Genomic DNA, 20704 nt, shown 5'->3' with positions numbered 1-20704 from the left:
AGGAAAGACCCGTATGCGAATGGAAGATGTTGCGAGGAAGGGTTCGCCCGCCGATCTGCGCGCCTGGCTCGCTTATCTCGCCGAGCGCGGCAAGCTCGCGATCGCGCACGAGGGCGTTGCGCTAGCGGACGAGCTCGCCGCCATCGCCAAGCGGCTGGAGCGCGACAGCGCCGTGCTGTTTCCGCGCCCCGACGGGCACGCGATCCCGGTCGTCGCCAACCTCTTTGCCGGCCGCGACTGGGTCGCAGAGTCCATCGGCGTCACCGAGGACCAGCTGCTGCCGCGGTTCCTCGCTGCCGCGAGCCATCCGCTGCCGACACATGAAGTGGCGAGCGGGCCCGTGCAGGAGGTCGTGCATGAGGATATCGATCTGCTGCGCCAGCTTCCGGTCCCCAAGCACAATGAGCGCGACGGCGGCCCCTACATCACCGCGGGCCTCTTGATCGCCCGCAATCCTAAGACCGGCGTGCAGAACGTCTCGATCCACCGCTGCCAGATATCTGGCAAGAACCGCATCGGCGTGCTGCTGCTGCCGCGGCATACATTCTCCTATTACCGCCTCGCGGAAGAGTTGGGCCAGGCGCTGGAGATCGCGATCGTCATCGGCGCGCATCCAGCCTTGCTGCTTGCATCCCAAGCCATCGCTGCGCTCGACGAGGACGAAATGGCGATTGCCGGTGCTCTGCTGGGCGAGCCGGTGGACGTCGTCAAATGCCGCACCAATTCGGTCCGCGTGCCCGCGCATGCGGAGATCGTGATCGAGGGACGGATCTTGCAGGGCGTGCGCGAGCCGGAAGGCCCGTTCGGCGAATTCCCCCAATATTACGGTCCGCGCGCCAATCGCGAGGTGATCGAGGTCGATGCGATCACGCATCGCAAGGCGCCGATCTTCCACACCATCGTCGGCGGCGGTTTCGAGCATCTCATCCTTGGCGGCGTGCCGCGCGAAGCGACGCTGCTGCAGCATCTGCGCCGCAGCTTTCCTGGCGTGATCGACGTCCGCCTGACTCGCGGCGGCACCTGCCGCTATCATCTCGCGATCAAGATCGACAAGGCCAATGACGGCGAGCCCAAGAACGTCATGATGTGTGCCTTCGGTGCGCATTACGACATCAAGCAGGTCATCGTGGTGGACAAGGACGTCGACATCTCCTCGTCCGAGGAGATCGAATGGGCGGTGGCGACGCGCTTCCAGGCCGATCGCGATCTCATGGTCGTTTCGGGCGCGCTCGGCTCGAAGCTCGATCCGACCACCGATAATGGCATCAGCGCGAAGATGGGCCTGGACGCGACCGCGCCGGTCAGCGCCCCCGAGCTCGCCTTCAAGCGCATTCGCGTCAAGGGCGAGGAGGAGGTTGATCTCGCCACGGCCTTGCAGGCCGATCCCAGCGCCGCGGTCGCGCGGTTGCTTGCGGGGGCGCGCGCATGAGCCGATTACCGCGAGAAGGCAACTTGCGTCCGTTTGCGCGGTTGGAATATGTAGCTGACGCCGCTTATAGTGCCGCGCCAGCTAGCCAATCGTTTTGCAGCGCAACGCTGGGAGGAAGGAACTGATGTCGACGGCCCTGCGCATCGCTCACGGCGCTTTCGGCAGGGTCGCTCTGCTCGACATGGATCGTTCGCTGGTCCGTCACGCCCATCATCATTGCCACGTCCTGCTCAAGGTCGAGGGCGCCGACACCCAGTTTCTGGTTGGCGATCAGGTCACGCCGCTCACGGACATGGCCGCCGTGCTGGTCGACGGCTGGAAGCCGCACGCCTATGTGCACGACGCCAGCCGTCCGCGCACGCTCATCATGGCGCTCTATATCGAGCCCGAATGGCTGAAGGAGTTCCGACCCGGATGGGCCGCGAGCGGCGCGCCGGGCTTTTTCGAACGCCCCTCGGGCGAGGTGTCGCCGCGCATCCGCCAGCTCACGCTGCATCTCGCAGCCGAAATGATGGCGAATCCGGACGCGGTGCGGACCCACGAGCAGACGCTGTCGGATCTCATGATCGCGGTGATCGAACGCTTCACGCCCTGGCGCAGCTTCCCGACCTCGATCCGCGGCATGAGGGCGGTGAGCTGCGACTGGCGCATCCGCCGCGCGATGGACGCGATGCGTGTGCAGGATTCCTATGGCAGCGTCGATCAGTTCGTGAAGGGCGCAGGGCTCTCGCGCGCGCAGTTCTTCCGCCTGTTCGAGACCTCGCTCGGCGTCTCGCCAAAAATCTATCTCAACGTCGTCCGCATGGAGCGCGCGCTCGATGCCGTCATGCGCGAGGACACGCCGCTCGGAGAGCTCAGCGAGCGCTTCGGCTTTCCGGAGCCGGCGCATTTCACGCGCTTCTTCCGCGACCATGCCGGCGTCAGCCCGCGCGAGTTTCGCAACGTCTCGCGTCTTGCGGGCTGAGTCTAGCGGCTAATTTTGCGCTGCACGCGCTCGAATGAGACGATTTGGTAAGTCGTGAGAGCGGGCGGTATGGCCCGCGCAGCCCCTGTCCTGACAAGTGTCACCGTCGCGTCAGAGAACGCGTCGGGAGGTATGCCGGGACATGTTGCAGGCGGTCATATCCGCAAATCCGGGAAGTAGCGATGAGCCGTGGGTTGGGCGCTCGATCGAGCGCGTCGAGGACGCCGCGCTGCTCTCTGGCCGCGGTCGCTTCATCGACGATCTCGGTGTCCAGCCCGGCACGCTGCACGCGACCATCCTGCGCTCGCCGCACGCACATGCCGACATTCTCTCCATCGATGCTGAAGCTGCAAAACGCCTGCCGGGCGTTGCCGCGGTTCTGACCGGCAGCGACGTCAAGGCCGTCACGACAAGCCTGGTCGTCGGCGTGAAGGCGCCGGTCGAATGCTGGCCGATCGCGACGGACCGTGTGCGCTATGTCGGAGAGCCGGTTGCTGTGGTCGTGGCCACCGACCGCGCCCGAGCCGAGGATGCGGCCGAGCTGATCAACGTCGAATATCGCCCGCGCGGCGCCGTCGTCGATCCGCTTGGTGCAATCGCACCGGGAGCGCCGGTGCTGCATGACGGCTTTCCCGGCAACCTCGCCAGCGACCGCTCATTTCGCTACGGCGATCCTGAAGAAGCCTTCGCGGATGCGCCGCATCGCTTCTCCATCGACATCCGATATCCCCGCAACTCCTGCACGCCGATCGAGACCTATGGCGTCGTCGCCTCGCACGATGCGGCCGAGGACGCGTTCGAGGTGCTCGCCAATTTCCAGGGCCCGTTCAGCATCCACACGGTGATCGCGCGTGCGCTGAAAGTGCCGGGCAATCGCTTACGGCTGCGCACGCCGCCGGATTCCGGTGGCAGCTTTGGCGTCAAGCAGGGCGTGTTTCCCTATATCGTGCTGATCGCCGCGGCGGCGCGCGTCACGGGGCGGCCGGTCAAATGGATCGAGGACCGGCTCGAGCACCTTACCGCTTCGGTGTCGGCGACCAATCGCGCGACGACGCTGTCGGCGGCGGTTGGCGTCGATGGAAAGATCCTCGCGCTCGACTGGGACCAGGTCGAGGATTGCGGCGCTCATCTGCGCGCGCCCGAGCCGGCGACGCTTTATCGCATGCACGGCAATCTGACCGGCGCCTACGACATAAGCCACGTCAAGGTCCGCAACCGCGTCGTCGTCACCAACAAGACGCCGACCGGACTCAACCGCGGTTTTGGTGGTCCGCAGGTCTATTTCGCGCTCGAACGGCTGGTGCAGCGCATCGCGATTGGCCTCGGGCTCGATCCGCTCGACGTCATCAAGCGCAATCTGATCGAGGCGAACGCGTTTCCCTATCGAACAGCGATGGGCGCGCTCCTGGATTCCGGCAACTACCACGAAGCGATCGCGCGCGCGGTCGAGCAGGGCCGGCTTGCCGAACTGAAAGCACGGCGCGACGAGGCGCGGGCAGAGGGGCGTCTCTACGGCATCGGCTTCACCGCGGTAGTCGAGCCCAGCGTTTCCAACATGGGCTACATCACCACCGTGCTGACGGCGGCCGAGCGCCGCAAGGCCGGACCGAAGAACGGCGCGCAGGCGACCGCGACCGTCGGGCTCGATCCGGTCGGCAGCGTCACGGTGCATGTGGCGTCCGTGCCGCAGGGGCAGGGCCATCGTACTGTGCTGTCGCAGGTCGTTGCCGACGTGTTTGGCCTCCAGCCCAGGGATATCCGCGTCAACACCGAGATCGACACCGCCAAGGACGCCTGGTCGATCGCATCGGGCAACTATGCGAGCCGCTTTGCGGCGGCGGTGGCCGGCACCGCGAAGATTGCGGCCGAGCGCGTCGCCGGCAAGCTCGCGCGCATCGCCGCCAGCCAGTTGAACGTCGAGGCGTCGGACATCGTGTTCGCGCGGGGATTCGTCGCATCAAAACACAATCCCGAGAACCGGATCGCGTTCTCGCGCGTCGCCGCGCTCAGCCACTGGTCGCCGGGTTCGCTACGCGACGACGCAGGCCAGACCATCCGCGAGACTGTGTTCTGGACGCCGCCGGAGCTGACGCCGCCGGACGATGAGGACCGCATCAATTCCTCGCTGTGCCACGGCTTCATCTTCGACTTCTGCGGCGTCGAGATCGACCGCACGACGCTGGAGACGCGCATCGACCGCTACGTCACCATGCACGATTGCGGCACCATTTTGCATCCCGGCATGGTCAACGGCCAGATCCGCGGCGGCTTCACTCAGGCGCTCGGTGCCGCACTCTTTGAGGAATATGCCTACGCCGAGGACGGCAGCTTCCTGACGGGAACGCTCGCCGACTATCTGCTGCCGACCACGACCGAGGTGCCGGAGCCCGAAATCATCCACATGGAGACGCCGTCGCCGTTCACCCCGCTCGGCGCCAAGGGCGTCGGCGAAGGCAATTGCATGTCGACGCCGGTGTGCCTTGCCAATGCGGTCGTGGATGCGCTGGGCGTTGCCGACATCACCTTGCCGCTGGTGCCGGCGCGCCTTGCGGAGATGGTGCGCGGCGCCGAGCCGCCGCCGCCAGCAGGCGGTGCGACCGCAGCGCCCGTGCGCGAAGGCGACCGGCGGCTGCGCGGCGAGGGGCAGGCCTCGGTCAAGAGCGCGCCGGAGCAGGTCTGGGCCATGCTGCTCGATCCCGCGACGCTGCAATCGGTCATTCCCGGTTGCCAGAGCGTCGACAAGGTCACCGAGACGCATTTCCGCGCCGACGTGACGCTCGGCATCGGCCCCGTCACCGGCCGCTATCGTGCCGATGTGGAATTGTTCGATCTCGATCCGCCGCATGCAGTGACCTTGCGCGGCGGTGCCAGCGGCGCGCTGGGTTTTGGCAGCGCCGATGGACGCATCACGCTCGCGCCCGACGGCAACGGCGGAACGAAGCTCACCTACAGCTATGACGCTGCCGTCGGCGGCAAGGTTGCCAGCATCGGCGGGCGGCTGCTCGACGGCGCGACGCGCGTCATCATCGGCCAGTTCTTCACCGCGCTGGCCCGCAAGGCCGGCGGTGGTGGCGCGGAGGGCGGAGGTTTCTCGCTGTTCGCGTTGCTGGCCGGCTTGTTCGGGGGGCGCCGATGAAGCCGCCCGCATTCGACTATCTCCGCGCCGAGAGCATCAGTGATGTCCTTGATGGACTGGCACAGCAGGGCGGCGATGCCCGCGTGCTCGCGGGCGGGCAGTCACTGATGGCGATGCTCAACATGCGCCTTGCCAAGCCAAAACTGTTGATCGACATCATGCGCCTCAGGGAGCTGCGCCAGATCGAGCGGAAGGGCGACGCCGTCGTCATCGGCGCCGGTGTACGCCAGGCCGATCTCCTGGCCTGGCCAGATCTTGCCGAGACCCTGCCGCTGGTGGCGCTGGCGCTGCCCTGGGTCGGGCACATGCAGACCCGCAGCCGTGGCACCATCTGCGGTTCGCTCGCGCATGCCGATCCCAGCGCCGAGATTCCGCTGACGCTGGTCGCGCTTGGCGGTGAGGTGTTCTTGCGCAACGCTAAACGACGCCGCCGCGTGGCGGCAAAGGACTTCTTCTCCGGCATGATGCTGACCGCGCGCGCTGATGATGAGCTGATCGAGAGCATATCGCTGCCTGTCATCAAGGGATCGCGCGTCGCTTTCCGCGAGGTCGCGCGCCGGCACGGTGATTTCGCGATCGTCGCCTGCGCAGCCATGAAGACGCCAACGGGTGTGCGCCTCGCTGTCGGGGGCGTCGCGGATGTGCCGACCGCGCGCGATTGGCCGCGGCTCGATGGGACCGCGCTCGACGACGCCCTCAACGCCTTCGCTTACGAGCTTGGCGCCCACGACGACGTCCACGCGACCGCGCGCTACCGCCGCGACCTCGTGCGCATGATAGGCCGCGACCTGATCGGCGAGGTGCTGCAATGACCCGTCTCAAGGCGGACCGCCGCCATGCCGTCCGTTTCGCGCTCAACGGCAATCCCGTCGAGGGCGAAGCCGAGCCGCGGATGCTGCTCTCGGATTTTCTGCGCCACCAGCTGGGGGCGACCGGCACCCATGTCGGCTGCGAGCACGGTGTCTGCGGCGCCTGCACAATCGTCGTCGACGGCATGCTGACGCGGTCGTGCCTGACGCTCGCGGCGCAAGTCGATGGCTGCGAACTGAAGACGGTCGAAGGGCTCGCGCCGTCGGCCGATCGGCTTGGCGTGCTGCAGCAGGCCTTCCGCCGCAACCACGCGCTCCAGTGCGGCTTCTGCACCGCCGGCATCTTGATGTCGCTGGACCATTATCTCGCGAGGAACCCGGCGCCGACCGAGGCGGAGATCCGGGGTCTTCTCAGCGGGCATATCTGCCGCTGCACCGGCTACACCCCAATCATCCAGGCGGCGCTCGAAGCCGCCGCCGAACTCGCTTCATCCAAAAATGAGACGTCCGATGCTTGATCTCGCCAGCAGCTTCATGGCCAGCGCCGCGCGCGATCCCAATGCGATTGCCTTGGTCGACGGCGACCTTCGTCTGACCTATCGGCAATGGTACGACAAGATCTCCGCGCTGGTGGTGTCGTTCGACCGCCTCGGCCTCAAGCCCGGCGATCACGTCGTCACGCTGCTGCAGAACCGCTGGGAGGCGGCGACGCTGCACTGGGCCTGCCAGATCGCGGGCCTCGTGATGACGCCGATCAACTGGCGCGCCAAGGCCGACGAGCTCGATTATTGCATCGAGAACGCCGAGGCCTGCGCGGTCTTCCATCAGGACATCTCTGCCGAGGCCGTGCAGGGTTCGGCGCTGGCAGGCAGGCTGCTGCGCGTGTCCGTCGATCCCGGGACCGGTGAGGCCACCAGCTTTTCTGACCTGATCAAGGACCGCGCGCCCGACGCGGAGCCGCGTGTCGGTGCCGATGCCTGGTCGATCATGCTCTACACCTCGGGCACGACGTCTCGGCCAAAGGGCGTGCCGCGCCGGCACCGCGCCGAGCGGGCCGCAGCGATCGCCCATGTCGCGCAGAATCTCTACGGCCGCGGGGAGCGCACGCTCGGCGTCATGCCGCTCTACCACACCATGGGCGTCCGCTCGCTGCTGGCGATGTCGCTGATCGGCGGCACGTTCATCTGCCTGCCGCGCTATGACAGCCGCCAGGCGCTGGTGCTGATCGAGAAGGAGGAGATCACCAACCTCTATCTGGTGCCGACGCTCTATCACGATCTCGTTCATCACGAGGCCTTTGCCGGGACCAACGTCTCCAGCGTGCGCAAGCTCGGCTTTGCCGGCGCGTCGATGACCGATGGCCTGCTGAAGAAGCTGAACGAGGCGTTCAAGCCAAACCTGTTCGTCAATCACTACGGCAGCTCCGAGATCTACACGTTTACGATCGACCAGAACGCGGCCGCAAAGCCCGGCTCGGCTGGCAAGGCGGGATTGAACCAGCACGTCAAGGTCGTGCGCATCGGCGCGAAGTCGGTCGCGGATATCGCCGCGGTCGGCGAGGAGGGCGAGATCATCGCCACGCTCAAAGGCGACGAGGCCTTCGAAGGCTATTGGCGCCGTCCGGAAGCCGACGCCAAGTCGCTGCGCGAGGGCTGGTATTTTACCGGCGACACCGGCTTCGTCGATCCCGACGGCGACCTGTTCGTCACTGGCCGCGTCGACGACATGATCATCACCGGCGGAGAGAACGTCTCGCCGGTCGAGATTGAGAGCTGCCTGTCGCTGCATCCTGATGTCGACGAGGTCGCGGTGGTCGGCGTCACCGATGAGAAATGGGGCAAGGTTGTCGCCGCCTTCGTCAAGCGCAATCGTGCGGTGTCGGAAGGAGAGCTGGAGCAGTTCTGCCGCACCTCGGGCCTTGCCAATTTCAAGCGGCCGCGCCGCTACGTCTTCGTCGACGCGATCCCGAAATCACCCGTCGGAAAGCTGCTGCGGCGGCTGCTCGTCGCCGGAGAATACGAGGCCGAGCGCCTGCCGCCGTCGGACGCGGCCTGAAAAATCGCCCATCAACAGAAGGAAGCCAAAATGCCGTCACTCTATACATTTGCCGACCCCCGGCACGCCAAGCTCGACGGGTTCAAGGTCGAAATCGACGAGGCGCATGAGCGCGCCGACATCATCCTGGGACGGCCGCCCTACAACGTCGTGTCGATGCCGCAGCGCGACCAGCTTCGGCTGACCTTCGAGACGCTGGATGAGGATCCGCGCGTGCGCGTCATCGTGGTGCGCGGCGAGGGCGAGCATTTTTCTAGCGGCGGCAATATCGGAGGCTTCATGGAAGCGAGCCCCGAGCACGTCTCCAAGCTCGCCTGGAACATCGCCGCGCCGGCGCGTTGCGCCAAGCCTGTTATCGTCGCCAATCGCGGCTATTGCTTCGGCGTAGGCTTCGAGTTGTCGCTGGCCTGCGACTTCCGCATCGCATCCGAGACCACGCAATATGCGCTCCCGGAGCAGAAGCTCGGCCAGATCCCGGGCTCGGGCGGCTCGGCCCGCCTGCAGAAGATGGTCGGCATCACCCGCACCAAGGACATCGTGATGCGCTCCAAACGCATCTCGGCCAAGCAGGCCTATGAATGGGGCATCGCCACCGAATGCGTGCCGGATGCCGAGCTGGAGAAGGCGACCGACAAGCTCGTCGACGAGCTTCGTACCTTCTCGCCGCTGGCGCAGCGCACCGCCAAGAAGCTCCTCAACGACACCGAGGACTCGACGCTCGCCATCGCCATCGAGCTCGAAGGCCATTGCTACAGCCGCCTGCGCCAGTCGGAAGACTTCAAGGAGGGCGTCGAGGCCTTCAACGCCAAGCGCCCGCCGAGATTCGTCGGCCGCTGAGACGCGACGCAAGCGCAATGCCGCGGTTCGCAATGGCGCGGACCGCGGCGCCGTTCAAACGGGGGAGGTAAAACAACATGGCTGAGATGGATATGCCGGTCGCCGGTGCACAGGCATCGGCTGACAACAAGCAGATGGTCAATGCGATCATCGCATCGGTGCTCGGATGGGCGCTCGATCTGTTCGATTTGTTCATTCTGCTCTACGTGGCGCCGGTCGTCGGCGCGCTGTTCTTTCCGTCGAGCAATGCCGCGCTTTCGCTGGCCGCGGTCTATGGCTCGTTCGCGGTCACGCTTTTGATGCGGCCGCTCGGCTCGGCGGTGTTCGGCCATTATGCCGACGTGCACGGCCGCAAGCAGGCGATGCTGATCGCCATTGTGGGCGTCGGCCTCAGCACGGCGGCGTTCGGCCTGCTGCCGACCATCGCGCAGGTCGGCGTGATCGCGCCGATCATGTTCCTGATCCTGAGGCTGGTCCAGGGCATCTTCGTCGGCGGCGTCGTGGCGTCCACCCATACCATCGGCACCGAGTCCGTGCCGCCGCAATGGCGCGGCGCGATGTCGGGCCTGGTCGGCGGCGGCGGCGCGGGCATCGGTGCGCTGCTCGCATCCTTCATCTTCCTGATCACGTCCTCGGTCTTCCCCGGCGATGCCTTCGCGGTCTGGGGCTGGCGTTTCATGTTCTTCTCGGGCCTGCTGAGCTCGCTGCTGGGCTGGTTCATCTTCCGGAACCTCGAGGAATCCCCGTACTTCAAGGAGCTGAAGCGCCAGCAGGGCAACAAGCAGGCGAAGGTCTCGAAGGCGCCGGTGAAGGACGTGTTCTCCGGCCAGTATCGCGGCGTGCTGCTGGTCAATTTGCTCATCACCTTCGGCGGTGGAGCCGGCTATTACCTGACCTCGGGCTACCTGCCGAGCTTCCTGAAGGTCATCAACGCGGTCCCGAACCAGACTTCGTCGCTGATCCTGATGGGCGCGAGCGTGTCGGCGTTCTTCTCTGCGGTGCTGGTCGGCGCGCTGAGCGACCGCATCGGCCGCAAGAAGACGTTCCTTCTGATCGGCGCACTGGCGGCAGTGCTGCTGCCACTGTGCTATCTCAATCTCGCTGCGACAAAGGACACGACGCAGATCACGGTCTACGCGCTGGCAATCGCCTTCATCGGCAATGCCGGCTATGCGCCGGTGCTGATCTTCCTGAACGAGCGCTTTCCGACTGCGCTGCGCGCGAGCGGCACGGGCTTGTCCTGGAACATTGGCTTTGCGCTGGGCGGCATGATGCCGACCTTCGTCTCGCTGGTGAGCGGCAGCCCCGCAGAGATTCCGATGTCGTTGGCCTATTTCGCGGTCGGCGTGTTCGTGATTTATCTGATCGGCGCGATCGTGATCCCGGAGACCAAGGGCAATTTCCGCTAGGCCAAATCGGCGCGGCTGCACCCGCGGCCGCGCCGATCCATCGAATTGCGCAACGAGACGGGTATGGATGGACCGCATCAGACGACCTGATCGTCGGCGGCGGGGCGGCGGGCCGCGTGCTCGCTAACCGGCTTTCCGCCGATGGGCACCGCCGCGTTCTCCTGATCGAAGCCGGAATGGACATGCCGCCGGGAGCAAGCCGGTCGCCCGTGTCTATGAGCAGGGCCGGTGATGGGCGGCGGCTCCAGTATCAATGTGCAGTCGGCCAATCGTGGCTTGCCGCGCGACTATGACGAATGGCGCGATCTCGGAGCGCGAGGCTGGGGCTGGGCGGAAGTGCTGTCGTACTTTCTCAAGCTCGAGACCGATCTGGATTTTGACGGCCCGTTGCACGGCCGAAGCGGCCCGATCCCGGTCCGCCGCATCGCGCACGAGGCGATGCCGCCGTTTGGCCGCGCCGTCGGCGAGGCGTTGTCGGCGACGGGCCTGCCGTTCCGAGAGGACCAGAACGGCTAATTCGAAGACGGTATCTTCCCGCCGGTCGAATGCCGGACGAAGGAACGCCGAGCGTCCGCTCGGACCAATATCGCGGCGCCAAGCTCTATTGTAATATTTGATATATCATGTATCAAAGCTGAGGCGGTGGCGTGAAATCGTGTAAGGGCATCATGAAACCAGTTTTTGGGGTGGTGGCGGACGATCTAACCGGCGGTATGGAGACCGCCGCCATGCTCATCGCTGCCGGTATCGACTGCGCGTTTGTCACCGACCCCGAACTTGTTGCGACGATCGGCGACATCCCCGCCATCGTGGTTGCGCAAAAAACGCGCGTCATCCCGGCTGACGAAGCTGTTGCCAGGGGCGGGAAGGCGGCGCGGGCTTTGCTCGCGCGTGGCGCGCGTCAGATCTTCTTCAAGTATTGTGCGACATTCGATTCCACCGACCGCGGCAATATCGGTCCCGTGGCGGACATGCTGATGCAGCTCACGGGCGCGGACCACACTGCGTTTTGCCCCGCCTCTCCCTCGCTTCGTCGCACCGTCTACAACGGCCATCTCTTTCTCGGGACCGAGCTGATCTCGGACTCGCCGAAGCGCAACGATCCGCTGACGCCGATGACGGATCCCGATCTCGTTCGCGTGTTGCAGAGGCAGACGCCAACCAGGGTTGGCCTTCTTGCCCATCCTTTGGTCAGTGCCGGCCCTGCACATTTGGAGCAGGCTATCGCGTCCGCGACCGGGCAGGGTGTTCGCTACTTCATTACGGATGCGATCTATGATCGCGATCTCGATGTGCTCGCCGAGCTGACTTCCGACTGGAAGTTGATGACGGGCAACGCAACGATCGTTCAGCACTACCCTGCGATCTGGAAGGCGCAGGGGCTCGTCGCCCCAACGAGCAACCGGGCGCGCTTGCCCGCAGTGGATGGCAGCGGGGTGGTTCTTGCCGGCAGTTGCGCGGAACGCACGCTCGAGCAACTCGCCGAATTCGAACGACACCGCCCAGTGCTTCGGATGAATCTCCTGGCGGCCGACGATGTCGGGTCAGCAGTCGGGGTGGCGCTCGACTGGGCGCGACCGCGGCTGAAGGACGGGCCTATCGCCATCTCAACCTCGGAGTCTCCCGAAGTCGTCAAAATGGTCCAGGAGCGATATGGGCGCGAAGGTGCTGCGCAACTTGCCGAGACCATCCTCGGCCGTCTCGCTGTTTCTCTTCGTGGTGCCGGAGTCCGCCGCTTCGTCGTCGCCGGCGGCGAGACCTCGGGTTCGATCGTTGATCACCTTGGCATTCGAAGCCTGCGGGTTGGCCCCTATGGCGGCCCGGGCATCGGCACGGCCACGACCGACGACGCGGATCCGATCGCCCTTTGCCTCAAGTCCGGCAAGCTCGGGCCGGTCGACCTGTTCATGACGACGCTGAAATCGATGCTGAATCCGGAGGATGCCAATTGAACGAGCTCGAAACCAGGCAATCGCTGCTAAACATCGTCGAGACGCTTGAAAAGAAGGGGTTCAATCACGGCAGCAGCGGCAATGTAAGCTGCCGCCTCGGGGAGGACATTCTCATCACGCCGAGTGGTGGCAACAGCGGCAACACGACGCCCGATCGCCTGGTGCGGCTGAAGCACGACGGAACCGTGCTCGGCGGCGGCCTGCCGTCCAGCGAATGGCATATGCACCTCGCCATCCTCAAGGCCTATCCGCACGTGAATGCGGTCGTACATACACATGCCGACTGCTGTGTCGCGCTGGCATGTCTTGCGAAGCCAATTCCGGCGTTCCACTACATGGTCGCCGGTTTTGGCGGGAACGACGTGCCGTGCGTTCCCTACGCGACATTTGGAACACGAGCGCTCGCCGAAGGCGCGGTCGCCGCGCTTCGGAAGCGCAAGGCCTGCCTGCTGGCCAACCACGGGATGATCGCCGCGGGCGCAAGCCTGCAGGCGGCTTTCGATCTCACCGTAAAGCTTGAGACTCTTGCCAGGCAGTATCTGCTCGCCTGTCAGGCCGGCGCGCCGACGATCCTTCCCGATGATGAAATGGCGCGGGTGCTCGAACGCTATGCGAGCTACGGCCGAGTTGCTTTACCAGCCTGATCGAAGGAGGGCCCATGGAGATCACCGGCAAGACCAAGATCATGTTCGTGCTGGCGCACCCGGTCGACCATGTTCGCGCAAGCGCTGTCTTGAACACCTATTTTCAGTCCATCGACGACGACGTGGCGGTATCGCCGCTTCATGTGCTGCCGGCCGATCTGGGGGCAGTTCTCGCGAGCGTCAGGCTGATGCGCAATGTCGTCGGCTTTGGTGTCACGATCCCGCACAAGACAGGCGTGATCGAACATCTGGATGAGACGACGCCGACGGCGGCGCTCATCGGCGCCGTCAATTTCGTCAAGCGAACGGCTGACGGACGCCTCATCGGCGACAATCTGGACGCGCGGGGTTTTGTCGCCAGCCTTGCGCAGCATCAGATTGCGGTTCGTGGCCGGAAAGTGCTCCAGGTCGGAGCAGGCGGTGCGGGGCGCGCAACCGCATTCGGCCTGGCCGAGGCCGGCGCACGCGAGCTGACCATCATGAATCGGGATGGAGCGAAGGCGCATGCGCTCGCCGAGGTGGTGTCACGGCGCTATCCGGAGACGAAGGTCAATGCCGGGCGCGCTGAGGCACGCGCGTTCGACCTCATCGTCAATACGACGTCGCTCGGCATGAAGACGGATGACCCTCTGCCGCTCGATATCGAGGGAGTGGGTCCCGCGACCGCCGTCAGCGACATCATCGTCACCCCCGAGGTGACCCGGCTTCTGGAACGGGCCGCAGCTCAGGGCGCGAGAACCATCGGCGGCAAGCCGATGCTCGACGCGCAAATGGCCCTTGTCGCGCGCTTTATTGCGCGATAGCCTGATATATCAAATATTATATCGAGAGTAGCCGCCGTGGATCGAGGTCCCCGGCATCAGTGTAAGGGGCATTTGCCTCCCGCGTCGTACCAGGCGGACAGATGGGAAACGAGATCTTCGTGAAGGCTGCATCGACTACACCGGCAACAGCGGGCGCATCCATCCGCATCAGCCGTCTGGAAAAACGTTTCGGCCCGGTTTTTGCCGTCGATGGCGTGGATCTCGATATTGCCGCCGGCGAATTCATCGCTTTGCTTGGACCTTCCGGCTCCGGCAAGACCACCATCCTGATGAGCGTTGCGGGGTTCGAGTTTCCGACAAGCGGCACCATCCAGGTGGATTCCGAAGACCTCACCTATGTGCCCTCGAACAGGCGCAACCTGGGAATGGTCTTTCAGAACTACACGCTGTTCCCGCACATGACGATCTTGGACAACGTCGCCTTTCCTCTGAAGATGCGTGGACTGCCGAAGGCCGAGCGTCATGCGCGCGCCGAAGCTGCGCTCGAAACGGTGCGTCTGGGCGGTTACGGCAACCGTCGTCCCAACGAGCTCTCCGGCGGCCAGCAGCAACGCGTGGCGCTCGCGCGTGCCGTCGTCTATCAGCCGCGCGTCCTGTTGATGGACGAGCCACTCAGCGCACTCGACAAGAATCTGCGTGAGGACATGCAGCTCGAGATCAAGCGCCTGCATGCCGAGCTCGGCATTACCGTCATCTTCGTCACTCACGATCAGAGTGAGGCCCTGACCATGGCCGACCGGATCGCCGTCCTGAAGGATGGTAAGATCAAGCAGATCGGGCCGGCACGCGAACTCTACGAGAGGCCCGCAAATCTCTTCACCGCCGGCTTCATCGGCGAGATGAATTTCGTTGACGTCACGGTCGAAAGCGTCGGCGACGTTGTCTCGGTGGGGCTGCCATGGGGTGAGACGTGGCAACTGCCGGCGACCGCGGCGGTCGATGCAGTGAAGGCCGGCGAAGCCGGGGTGATGGCCGTGAGGCCCGAGCGGCTACGGCTCGGCGCGAGTGCGGCAGGGCAAATCGTCAACGTCACGCTGAGCGACATCGTCTATGCGGGGTCAGCCATGCTCCTGATTGGCCGCCTGCCGGATGGCACCGAGATGCGTGCGCGCATTCCGGGCGAATCGCAGCTCAGCTCCCTGGCTCCCGGAGACGTTGCGTCCTTCACCGTGCCTGCGGCGGCGATCCTGCTCTACCGAGGGAAGCGGTGATGACGAAGGAGGTGCGATCGCAGTTCTGGTACTCCGATGGCCGCAGGCTGAGCGGCCTGTCGACGCTGCTGCTGTTGCTACCGTTCTTCGCCGTCATCGCCTTCGTCTTCATCTATCCGATTGCGCAGCTCCTCCTGATCAGCTTCTTGGAGCCGCATCCGACTTTGGACAACTACGCCCGCGTCGTCGACAACCCGGTTCACGCGCGCGTCCTGATGCGCACGCTCTGGACTGCTGCGCTCGTGACAGCCCTATCCGCGGTTCTCGGCTTTCCGGTGGCCTACTATATGAGCCGGACGAAGGGGGCGCCCGCCGCCCTTGTCGCGGTCTGCGTGATCCTGCCGCTCTGGTCGAGCGTACTGGTGCGCACCGCCGCCTGGTCTTTCCTGTTCCAGCGCAATGGGCTGATCAACTCGGCGCTGATGGCCCTCGGCCTGACCTCGCAGCCGTTCAAGCTGCTCTACACCCAGAGCGCGGTGGTCATCGCCATGACTCACGTGTTGCTGCCGTTCATGATCCTACCGATCTACGGCGCCTTGCGCAGCATTCCGAACGACTATGCGCGGGCGGCCGCCGTGCTCGGCGCGACGCGCCTGCGGACCTTTCTCGAAGTCATTCTTCCATTGAGCCTGCCGGGCGTCGTTTCCGGATCGCTGCTGGTGTTTCTCACGGCGCTTGGCTTCTTCATCACGCCCGCGCTTCTCGGCTCACCGCAGGAGATGATGATCTCGACCCTCGTGTCAAAACAGATCCGCGAGGTCCTTGACTGGCCCTTCGCCGCCGCATTGGTGGGGGGGCTGACGTTCTTCGTGACCTCGCTCGCGATCGTGTTCAGCAAGACGTTGCGTTTCGACCGGCTGATGGGGAGCGCCTCGTGAAACCGCCGACCGACCGAGGTTCCCTCGTGTTGGGCGCCTATGTTTATGCTGTGCTGGCATTCATCATTGTGCCGCTCGTCATCGTCATTCCAATGTCGTTCAGCCAGAACGACTACCTGGCATTCCCGCCGACCGGTTTCACCTTGAAATGGTACGCCGAGTATTTCGACAGCAGGCAGTGGCGTGCGGCCACCTGGCTCAGCGTGCAGGTGGCGCTTCTGACGGCAGTCTGTGCTTCGCTGATCGGAACCGCAGCCACCTATGCCATGGTTCGTGGTCGCAGCCGGCTCGTGACCCTGTTCCAGATCCTCCTGATAGGGCCGATCATCGTGCCGCATATCGCGCTCGCCGTCGGTCTCTACCTGTTTTTCCAGACGATCGGTCTCTCAGGAACCGTTCCCGGCTTTGTGCTTGCACATACGGTTCTGACCCTGCCGTTCGTCGTGTTCACGATGGCGGCGGCCCTGGGCAGCGTCGACGCCAATCTCGAAGCGGCGGCGATGAGCTGCGGTGCGACGCGCTTTCAGGCCTTTCGCTTCGTGACGCTGCCGCTGGTCCTGCCGAGTCTTGCGAGCGGCGCGCTGTTTGCCTTCATCATCTCCTTCGACGAACCCGTCGTGTCGTTCTTCCTGTCCGGCATACGCCAGAAGACGCTGCCGCGTCGTATGTTCGAGGACATCGAGCAGAATCTGACACCGGTAATTCCTGCGATCGCGACGCTGCTGATCGTCCTGTCCATCGCGATCTTGCTGGGAGGCCATGCACTCAGGTCCCGCAGCAAGACTCAGTCAAGCGCCGGATGAGAGCTCAAAGAGGAGAACGTCGATGTCGAAGAAGACCTGGAAGCGGACCTCAGCACTGCTTGCGCTGGCTTCCGCTCTTTCTGTAACGTTGCCGGCTGCCGCTCAGAAGCTCGAAGATCAGCTGGTGATTGCCACGACCGGTGGTCTGATGGGCAACACGCTGGCGAAATACTTCTACGAGCCCTTCAACAAGGCCAGGAATGTCGAGGTCGTCCCGGTCGCGGTCGAAGTTCCCGACCAGTGGGCGCGCGCCAAGGCAATGCAGCGAACCGGCAAGATGGAGTTCGACATCGTCACGGCAACCGGTCCAGATCTGGTCGGGCGCACCGACATGCTCGAGAAGATCGACTGCGCCAAGCTGCCGAGCGTCCAGAAGTTCGGCGTCTCCGATGCCTGCCAGCCCTACGGTGTCGCTCGCACGACCGGAGGCATGCTGATCACCTACAATACCAAGGCGTTCAAGGAGAAGGCACCGAAGACCTGGGCCGATTTCTGGGACGTGAAGCAATTCCCCGGACCTCGTGGCCTGCCTGATACCGGCGACAGCGACTGGTGGGTGCCCGTGGCCGCGCTCCTCGCCGACGGCGTCAAGGCGGACCAGCTCTTTCCGCTCGATCTCAATCGCGCCTACAAGAAGCTTGACGAGATTCGTCCCAATGTCTCCGTCTGGTGGAAAACAGGCGATCAGGTGCAGCAGATCATGCGCAGCCGCGAGGTGGTCTTGGCCATGAGCTATTCGGGACGCGCGCTCGCCGTCGTGAAGGAGGGCGCACCGGTCGCCATGTCCTGGGATCAGGCCATTCGCGACACCGGCTATATGGCTGTTCTCAAGGGCGCGCCGGACCTCAACGCGGCCATGGCCTATCTCGACTTCTTCTATGCGAGCTCCGACGCCCACGTACCGTTCATGCGGGCCGTCAACTATGCAACTGCCAGTAAGTCGGCCATCGAGTTGCTGAAGCCGGAAGAGCGCAATCTCTATGCGACCTCGCCGGAAAACTACGAAAAGCTGGTCAAACCCGATTTCGCCTGGATCGGCGAGCACCGCAACGAATTGCGCGAGCGGTGGATGGCCTGGCTGACGCGCTGAGCCGCGACAGCGTCTCCCGCGGCTTCGCGTTCGCAAGATGAGGACGGACCATGGATCACACCAGTGACCCCAGTGCGATGCGCTACGTCATCGATCCGAGCAGGCTCGATCTCGTAGAGGAATTCCGCGCGAGCCCGCTCGGTGTGCACAGTCCGGAGCTCCGCAAGCTGCTGGCGCGGATGCGATGGGGCAGGCCGGAAGGGCGACTTGTCCTGATCGTGCTCGAGCCGGGCAGGGCCTGGCGGCTGTCGTGTATCCCCAAGCGGCGGGGCGATCCCATGCCTTTCGTCGATGATCGCGTCTTCACCTCTCTCGCTGAAGCGGAGTGGCATGTTTTCAAGTTGCGTTGGCGGGAAATGACAGGCGAGACGCTGCCTGCGGAGGTTTCGGGTGATCTATAGGACCAACGAGTATCTCGGCTATCCGGACCGCATCAGCGTTCCGGCAGGTGAGACCATCCGTTTTCAGCTGAGCAGTAAGCGGCCGAACGTGAAGGTCGAGGTGCTGCGGTTGCGCTGCGGCGATGTCGATGTCAACGGTCCGGGCTTCAAATACGAGGTGATGACGAGCAACGTCGACGGCGAGCACGCCTGTCTCGATCAGCCAATCCGGCCGGGATCCAACGCGATCGTCGAGCACGATGGCGCTCTCGCTCCGACCCAGGGGCACTGGTGCTTCGGCGCCTATGTCTATCCGACGCGCATCGCCGACAATGCCAAGGCTGTGATGGGCAATTGGTGCGAGGCCTCGGGGCGCGGCTACGCTCTCGAGCTTGATGAGGAAGGATGCCCGGTTCTGGTCCTCGGCCAGTCAACCGGAGCGTCGGCCCGTTTTACCCTCGACGTGAAACTGCGACAGCGCGTCTGGGCGTTCGTATCGGTCGCGCTCGACCTCGTACGGCGATCGGCAACGCTGTCGTTGATCGTTCCGGCGGATGGCGTTCAGCCGACGGTCGCCCACGCGAAATCATTCGCTCTGCCGCTGGCGCTTGCGCTCGACTCGGGATTGCCGTTCCTGATTGCGGCCCATCATCTGAACGGGGAGCAGCAATACGCGTCTCATTTCGACGGCAAGATCGAGGCGCCGCGGATCTTCTCGCGTCCGCTGGAGGCGGAGGCGCTGCGCGTGTTCGATTGCCAGCCGCGGACAGGTGCGACCGAGGCCGGCCTTGTCGCTTTCTGGGATTTTGCGGACGGGATCTCGACGCTGTCTGTCAAGGACCTGTCGCCCAACGGTCTGCACGGCAGCCTGCGCCAGCTGCCCCGCAGAGGCGTCACCGGCTTTCATTGGTCGGGGAGCGTCCATGACTGGCGGCTCTCGCCGCGCGAATATGCGGCGATCCATTTCCACAGCGATGACATCTACGATTGCGGGTGGCAGACCACGTGCGCGCTCGATGTGCCGGCCGATTGGCGATCGGGCGTCTATGCGCTGCGGTTGACGCCTGGCGGGAATGACCCTGAGGCGAACTGCGAAAGCTATGTCACTTTCTTCGTGACCCCCGGCAGGAAGTCCAGGCGAGCCGATTTCGTCATCGTCGCTTCGGTGGCGACTTATCTGGCTTATGCCAACAGTGCATTGCGGCTCTATCAGGTTCACTTCGAGACTCTGATGGAGCACGTCCTGTGGCTGCCGCAGGACGACGTCTTTATGCAGGAGAACCCGGAGATCGGGCAATCGACCTATGATTGCCATGTCGACGGATCGGGGCGCGCCTACAGCTCCTGGCTGCGGCCCATCCTCAACATGCGCCCGCGGGGCTACTGGTTCAATCTGATCAACGACACCCACATCCTCGATTGGCTTGAGGAGAAAGGGATTTCCTACGATCTGATCACGGATGTCGAGCTCGATCGCGAAGGGGCACGGGCGCTCGCGCCTTATCGGGTCGTGATGACGCCGACCCATCCCGAATACTACAGTTTCAGCATGATGAACGCGATCATGGCGCACCAAAACGCCGGGGGGCGGCACATCTCGATGGGAGGCAATGCGTTCTACTGGCGCTGCGGCTTTCATCCGGCCGCGCCCGCGGCGCTGGAGGTCCGCCGCGGCATGGCCGGAACGCGGACCTGGGAGTCGGAGCCGGGCGAGGTACATCTTGCCGGCACCGGCGAGCCGGGCTCGTTGTGGCGGCACTCCGGCTTTGCACCGCAGAAGCTCGTGGGCGTCGGCTTTTCGGCGATGATCAACGACACCTGCGGCTACTATGTGCGCACGGCCGAGAGCGAGGACGCGCGCGCCGCCTTCATCTTCGAGGGCGTGGACCGCGCCGAGAAGCTCGGTGACTTCGGCTTTCGCTACAATGGTGCGGTCGGCAGCGAGATCGACCGCTACGATCTCGATCTGGGAACGCCGCGGCACGCGTTACGGATTGCGACCTCCGAAGGTCTGGGGGCAGGCGCGCTCCCGACGCCGGAAGAGTTTCGTACCGTGGTTGACGGGCTTGACGGCACGCAGAACGCCTTGGTCCGCGCCGACATGGTGTTCTTCGAAACCGCCAATGGCGGTGCGGTATTTGCCACTGGCTCGATCACCTATGGCATGTCGCTGGGCCACAACAACTACGACAACAACATCAGCGCTATCACCCTGAATGTCGTGACACGGTTCCTTGATCCGGCGCCGTTCGTCATCCCCGCCCAGGCTTAGGGCACGGACAC

Annotated in this window: 17 protein-coding genes and 1 pseudogene; all 18 read left to right on the top strand. The window is 64.5% G+C overall.

Going from position 1 to position 20704, the window contains the following annotated elements; translation table 11 throughout:
- The first annotated feature begins 13 nt into the window (after window positions 1-13).
- The 18 genes and pseudogenes from ACVWW6_RS34565 (at window position 14) to ACVWW6_RS34480 (ending at window position 20693) form a co-directional block, all read left to right on the top strand.
- A complete protein-coding gene (locus tag ACVWW6_RS34565) occupies window positions 14-1429 on the top strand; it encodes a UbiD family decarboxylase (RefSeq protein ID WP_456682256.1) in 1416 nt (471 codons plus the stop codon).
- A gap of 124 nt (window positions 1430-1553) precedes the next feature.
- The gene (locus tag ACVWW6_RS34560; RefSeq protein WP_011086314.1) at window positions 1554-2393 is read left to right on the top strand and encodes a helix-turn-helix transcriptional regulator; all 840 of its coding nucleotides are present in this window, start codon (window positions 1554-1556) and stop codon (window positions 2391-2393) included.
- Window positions 2394-2535: 142 nt separating this feature from the next.
- Complete coding sequence (locus tag ACVWW6_RS34555; RefSeq protein WP_456682255.1) at window positions 2536-5529, top strand: xanthine dehydrogenase family protein molybdopterin-binding subunit; 2994 nt, start codon at window positions 2536-2538, stop codon at window positions 5527-5529.
- Window positions 5526-6341, top strand: a complete 816-nt coding sequence (locus tag ACVWW6_RS34550) for an FAD binding domain-containing protein (protein WP_011086316.1) — start codon at window positions 5526-5528, stop codon at window positions 6339-6341. The genes ACVWW6_RS34555 and ACVWW6_RS34550 overlap by 4 nt, the downstream gene beginning before the upstream one ends.
- Window positions 6338-6856: a (2Fe-2S)-binding protein gene (locus ACVWW6_RS34545; RefSeq protein ID WP_456682254.1), complete on the top strand. Its 519-nt coding sequence runs from the start codon at window positions 6338-6340 to the stop codon at window positions 6854-6856. The genes ACVWW6_RS34550 and ACVWW6_RS34545 overlap by 4 nt, the downstream gene beginning before the upstream one ends.
- Window positions 6849-8393: an AMP-binding protein gene (locus ACVWW6_RS34540; protein WP_456682253.1), complete on the top strand. Its 1545-nt coding sequence runs from the start codon at window positions 6849-6851 to the stop codon at window positions 8391-8393. The genes ACVWW6_RS34545 and ACVWW6_RS34540 overlap by 8 nt, the downstream gene beginning before the upstream one ends.
- A 30-nt stretch (window positions 8394-8423) precedes the next feature.
- Window positions 8424-9230, top strand: a complete 807-nt coding sequence (locus tag ACVWW6_RS34535; protein WP_456682252.1) for an enoyl-CoA hydratase/isomerase family protein — start codon at window positions 8424-8426, stop codon at window positions 9228-9230.
- A 77-nt stretch (window positions 9231-9307) separates the two neighbouring features.
- Window positions 9308-10639, top strand: a complete 1332-nt coding sequence (locus ACVWW6_RS34530; protein WP_028171914.1) for an MFS transporter — start codon at window positions 9308-9310, stop codon at window positions 10637-10639.
- A 44-nt stretch (window positions 10640-10683) separates the two neighbouring features.
- Window positions 10684-11215 (top strand): annotated as a pseudogene (locus ACVWW6_RS34525) (GMC family oxidoreductase N-terminal domain-containing protein); the annotation flags it as partial.
- 92 nt (window positions 11216-11307) lie between these two features.
- Window positions 11308-12591: a 3-oxo-tetronate kinase gene (otnK, locus tag ACVWW6_RS34520; protein ID WP_456682251.1), complete on the top strand. Its 1284-nt coding sequence runs from the start codon at window positions 11308-11310 to the stop codon at window positions 12589-12591.
- Entirely contained in the window at window positions 12588-13235 is a 648-nt protein-coding gene (locus ACVWW6_RS34515; protein WP_011086324.1) for a class II aldolase/adducin family protein, read from the top strand. Before otnK ends, ACVWW6_RS34515 begins: the two co-directional genes overlap by 4 nt.
- Window positions 13236-13249: 14 nt before the next feature.
- Window positions 13250-14038 carry a shikimate dehydrogenase family protein gene (locus tag ACVWW6_RS34510; protein ID WP_456682250.1) on the top strand — a complete coding sequence of 263 codons (789 nt, stop codon included), beginning with the start codon at window positions 13250-13252 and terminating at the stop codon, window positions 14036-14038.
- Window positions 14039-14139: 101 nt separating this feature from the next.
- Window positions 14140-15270 (top strand): ABC transporter ATP-binding protein, encoded by a 1131-nt coding sequence (locus ACVWW6_RS34505; RefSeq protein WP_456682249.1) that lies wholly within the window; start codon window positions 14140-14142, stop codon window positions 15268-15270.
- Window positions 15270-16148 (top strand): ABC transporter permease, encoded by an 879-nt coding sequence (locus ACVWW6_RS34500; RefSeq protein WP_456682248.1) that lies wholly within the window; start codon window positions 15270-15272, stop codon window positions 16146-16148. The genes ACVWW6_RS34505 and ACVWW6_RS34500 overlap by 1 nt, the downstream gene beginning before the upstream one ends.
- Window positions 16145-16951, top strand: a complete 807-nt coding sequence (locus ACVWW6_RS34495) for an ABC transporter permease (protein ID WP_456682247.1) — start codon at window positions 16145-16147, stop codon at window positions 16949-16951. Before ACVWW6_RS34500 ends, ACVWW6_RS34495 begins: the two co-directional genes overlap by 4 nt.
- Before the next feature lie 22 nt (window positions 16952-16973).
- Window positions 16974-18041, top strand: coding sequence for an extracellular solute-binding protein (locus ACVWW6_RS34490; RefSeq protein WP_456682246.1), 1068 nt, complete (start codon window positions 16974-16976; stop codon window positions 18039-18041).
- A 50-nt stretch (window positions 18042-18091) separates the two neighbouring features.
- A complete protein-coding gene (locus tag ACVWW6_RS34485; RefSeq protein WP_456682245.1) occupies window positions 18092-18442 on the top strand; it encodes a hypothetical protein in 351 nt (116 codons plus the stop codon).
- Entirely contained in the window at window positions 18432-20693 is a 2262-nt protein-coding gene (locus tag ACVWW6_RS34480) for a N,N-dimethylformamidase beta subunit family domain-containing protein (protein WP_456682244.1), read from the top strand. Before ACVWW6_RS34485 ends, ACVWW6_RS34480 begins: the two co-directional genes overlap by 11 nt.
- Window positions 20694-20704 lie beyond the last annotated feature (11 nt).

This window comes from Bradyrhizobium sp. USDA 3311 (assembly GCF_054062495.1).
Note: the sequence above shows the minus strand (reverse complement) of the source record. Positions and strands in the feature narration are given on the sequence as shown.

Excerpts from the sequence above, each read along its gene's own strand:
- ACVWW6_RS34560 (WP_011086314.1), top strand. The coding sequence starts at position 1,554 with ATGTCGACGGCCCTGCGCATCGCTCACGGCGCTTTCGGCAGGGTCGCT.
- ACVWW6_RS34550 (WP_011086316.1), top strand. The coding sequence starts at position 5,526 with ATGAAGCCGCCCGCATTCGACTATCTCCGCGCCGAGAGCATCAGTGAT.
- ACVWW6_RS34510 (WP_456682250.1), top strand. The coding sequence starts at position 13,250 with ATGGAGATCACCGGCAAGACCAAGATCATGTTCGTGCTGGCGCACCCG.
- ACVWW6_RS34530 (WP_028171914.1), top strand. The coding sequence starts at position 9,308 with ATGGCTGAGATGGATATGCCGGTCGCCGGTGCACAGGCATCGGCTGAC.
- ACVWW6_RS34485 (WP_456682245.1), top strand. The coding sequence starts at position 18,092 with ATGGATCACACCAGTGACCCCAGTGCGATGCGCTACGTCATCGATCCG.
- ACVWW6_RS34565 (WP_456682256.1), top strand. The coding sequence starts at position 14 with ATGCGAATGGAAGATGTTGCGAGGAAGGGTTCGCCCGCCGATCTGCGC.
- otnK (WP_456682251.1), top strand. The coding sequence starts at position 11,308 with ATGAAACCAGTTTTTGGGGTGGTGGCGGACGATCTAACCGGCGGTATG.
- ACVWW6_RS34490 (WP_456682246.1), top strand. The coding sequence starts at position 16,974 with ATGTCGAAGAAGACCTGGAAGCGGACCTCAGCACTGCTTGCGCTGGCT.
- ACVWW6_RS34500 (WP_456682248.1), top strand. The coding sequence starts at position 15,270 with ATGACGAAGGAGGTGCGATCGCAGTTCTGGTACTCCGATGGCCGCAGG.
- ACVWW6_RS34535 (WP_456682252.1), top strand. The coding sequence starts at position 8,424 with ATGCCGTCACTCTATACATTTGCCGACCCCCGGCACGCCAAGCTCGAC.
- ACVWW6_RS34545 (WP_456682254.1), top strand. The coding sequence starts at position 6,338 with ATGACCCGTCTCAAGGCGGACCGCCGCCATGCCGTCCGTTTCGCGCTC.
- ACVWW6_RS34505 (WP_456682249.1), top strand. The coding sequence starts at position 14,140 with ATGGGAAACGAGATCTTCGTGAAGGCTGCATCGACTACACCGGCAACA.
- ACVWW6_RS34555 (WP_456682255.1), top strand. The coding sequence starts at position 2,536 with ATGTTGCAGGCGGTCATATCCGCAAATCCGGGAAGTAGCGATGAGCCG.
- ACVWW6_RS34540 (WP_456682253.1), top strand. The coding sequence starts at position 6,849 with ATGCTTGATCTCGCCAGCAGCTTCATGGCCAGCGCCGCGCGCGATCCC.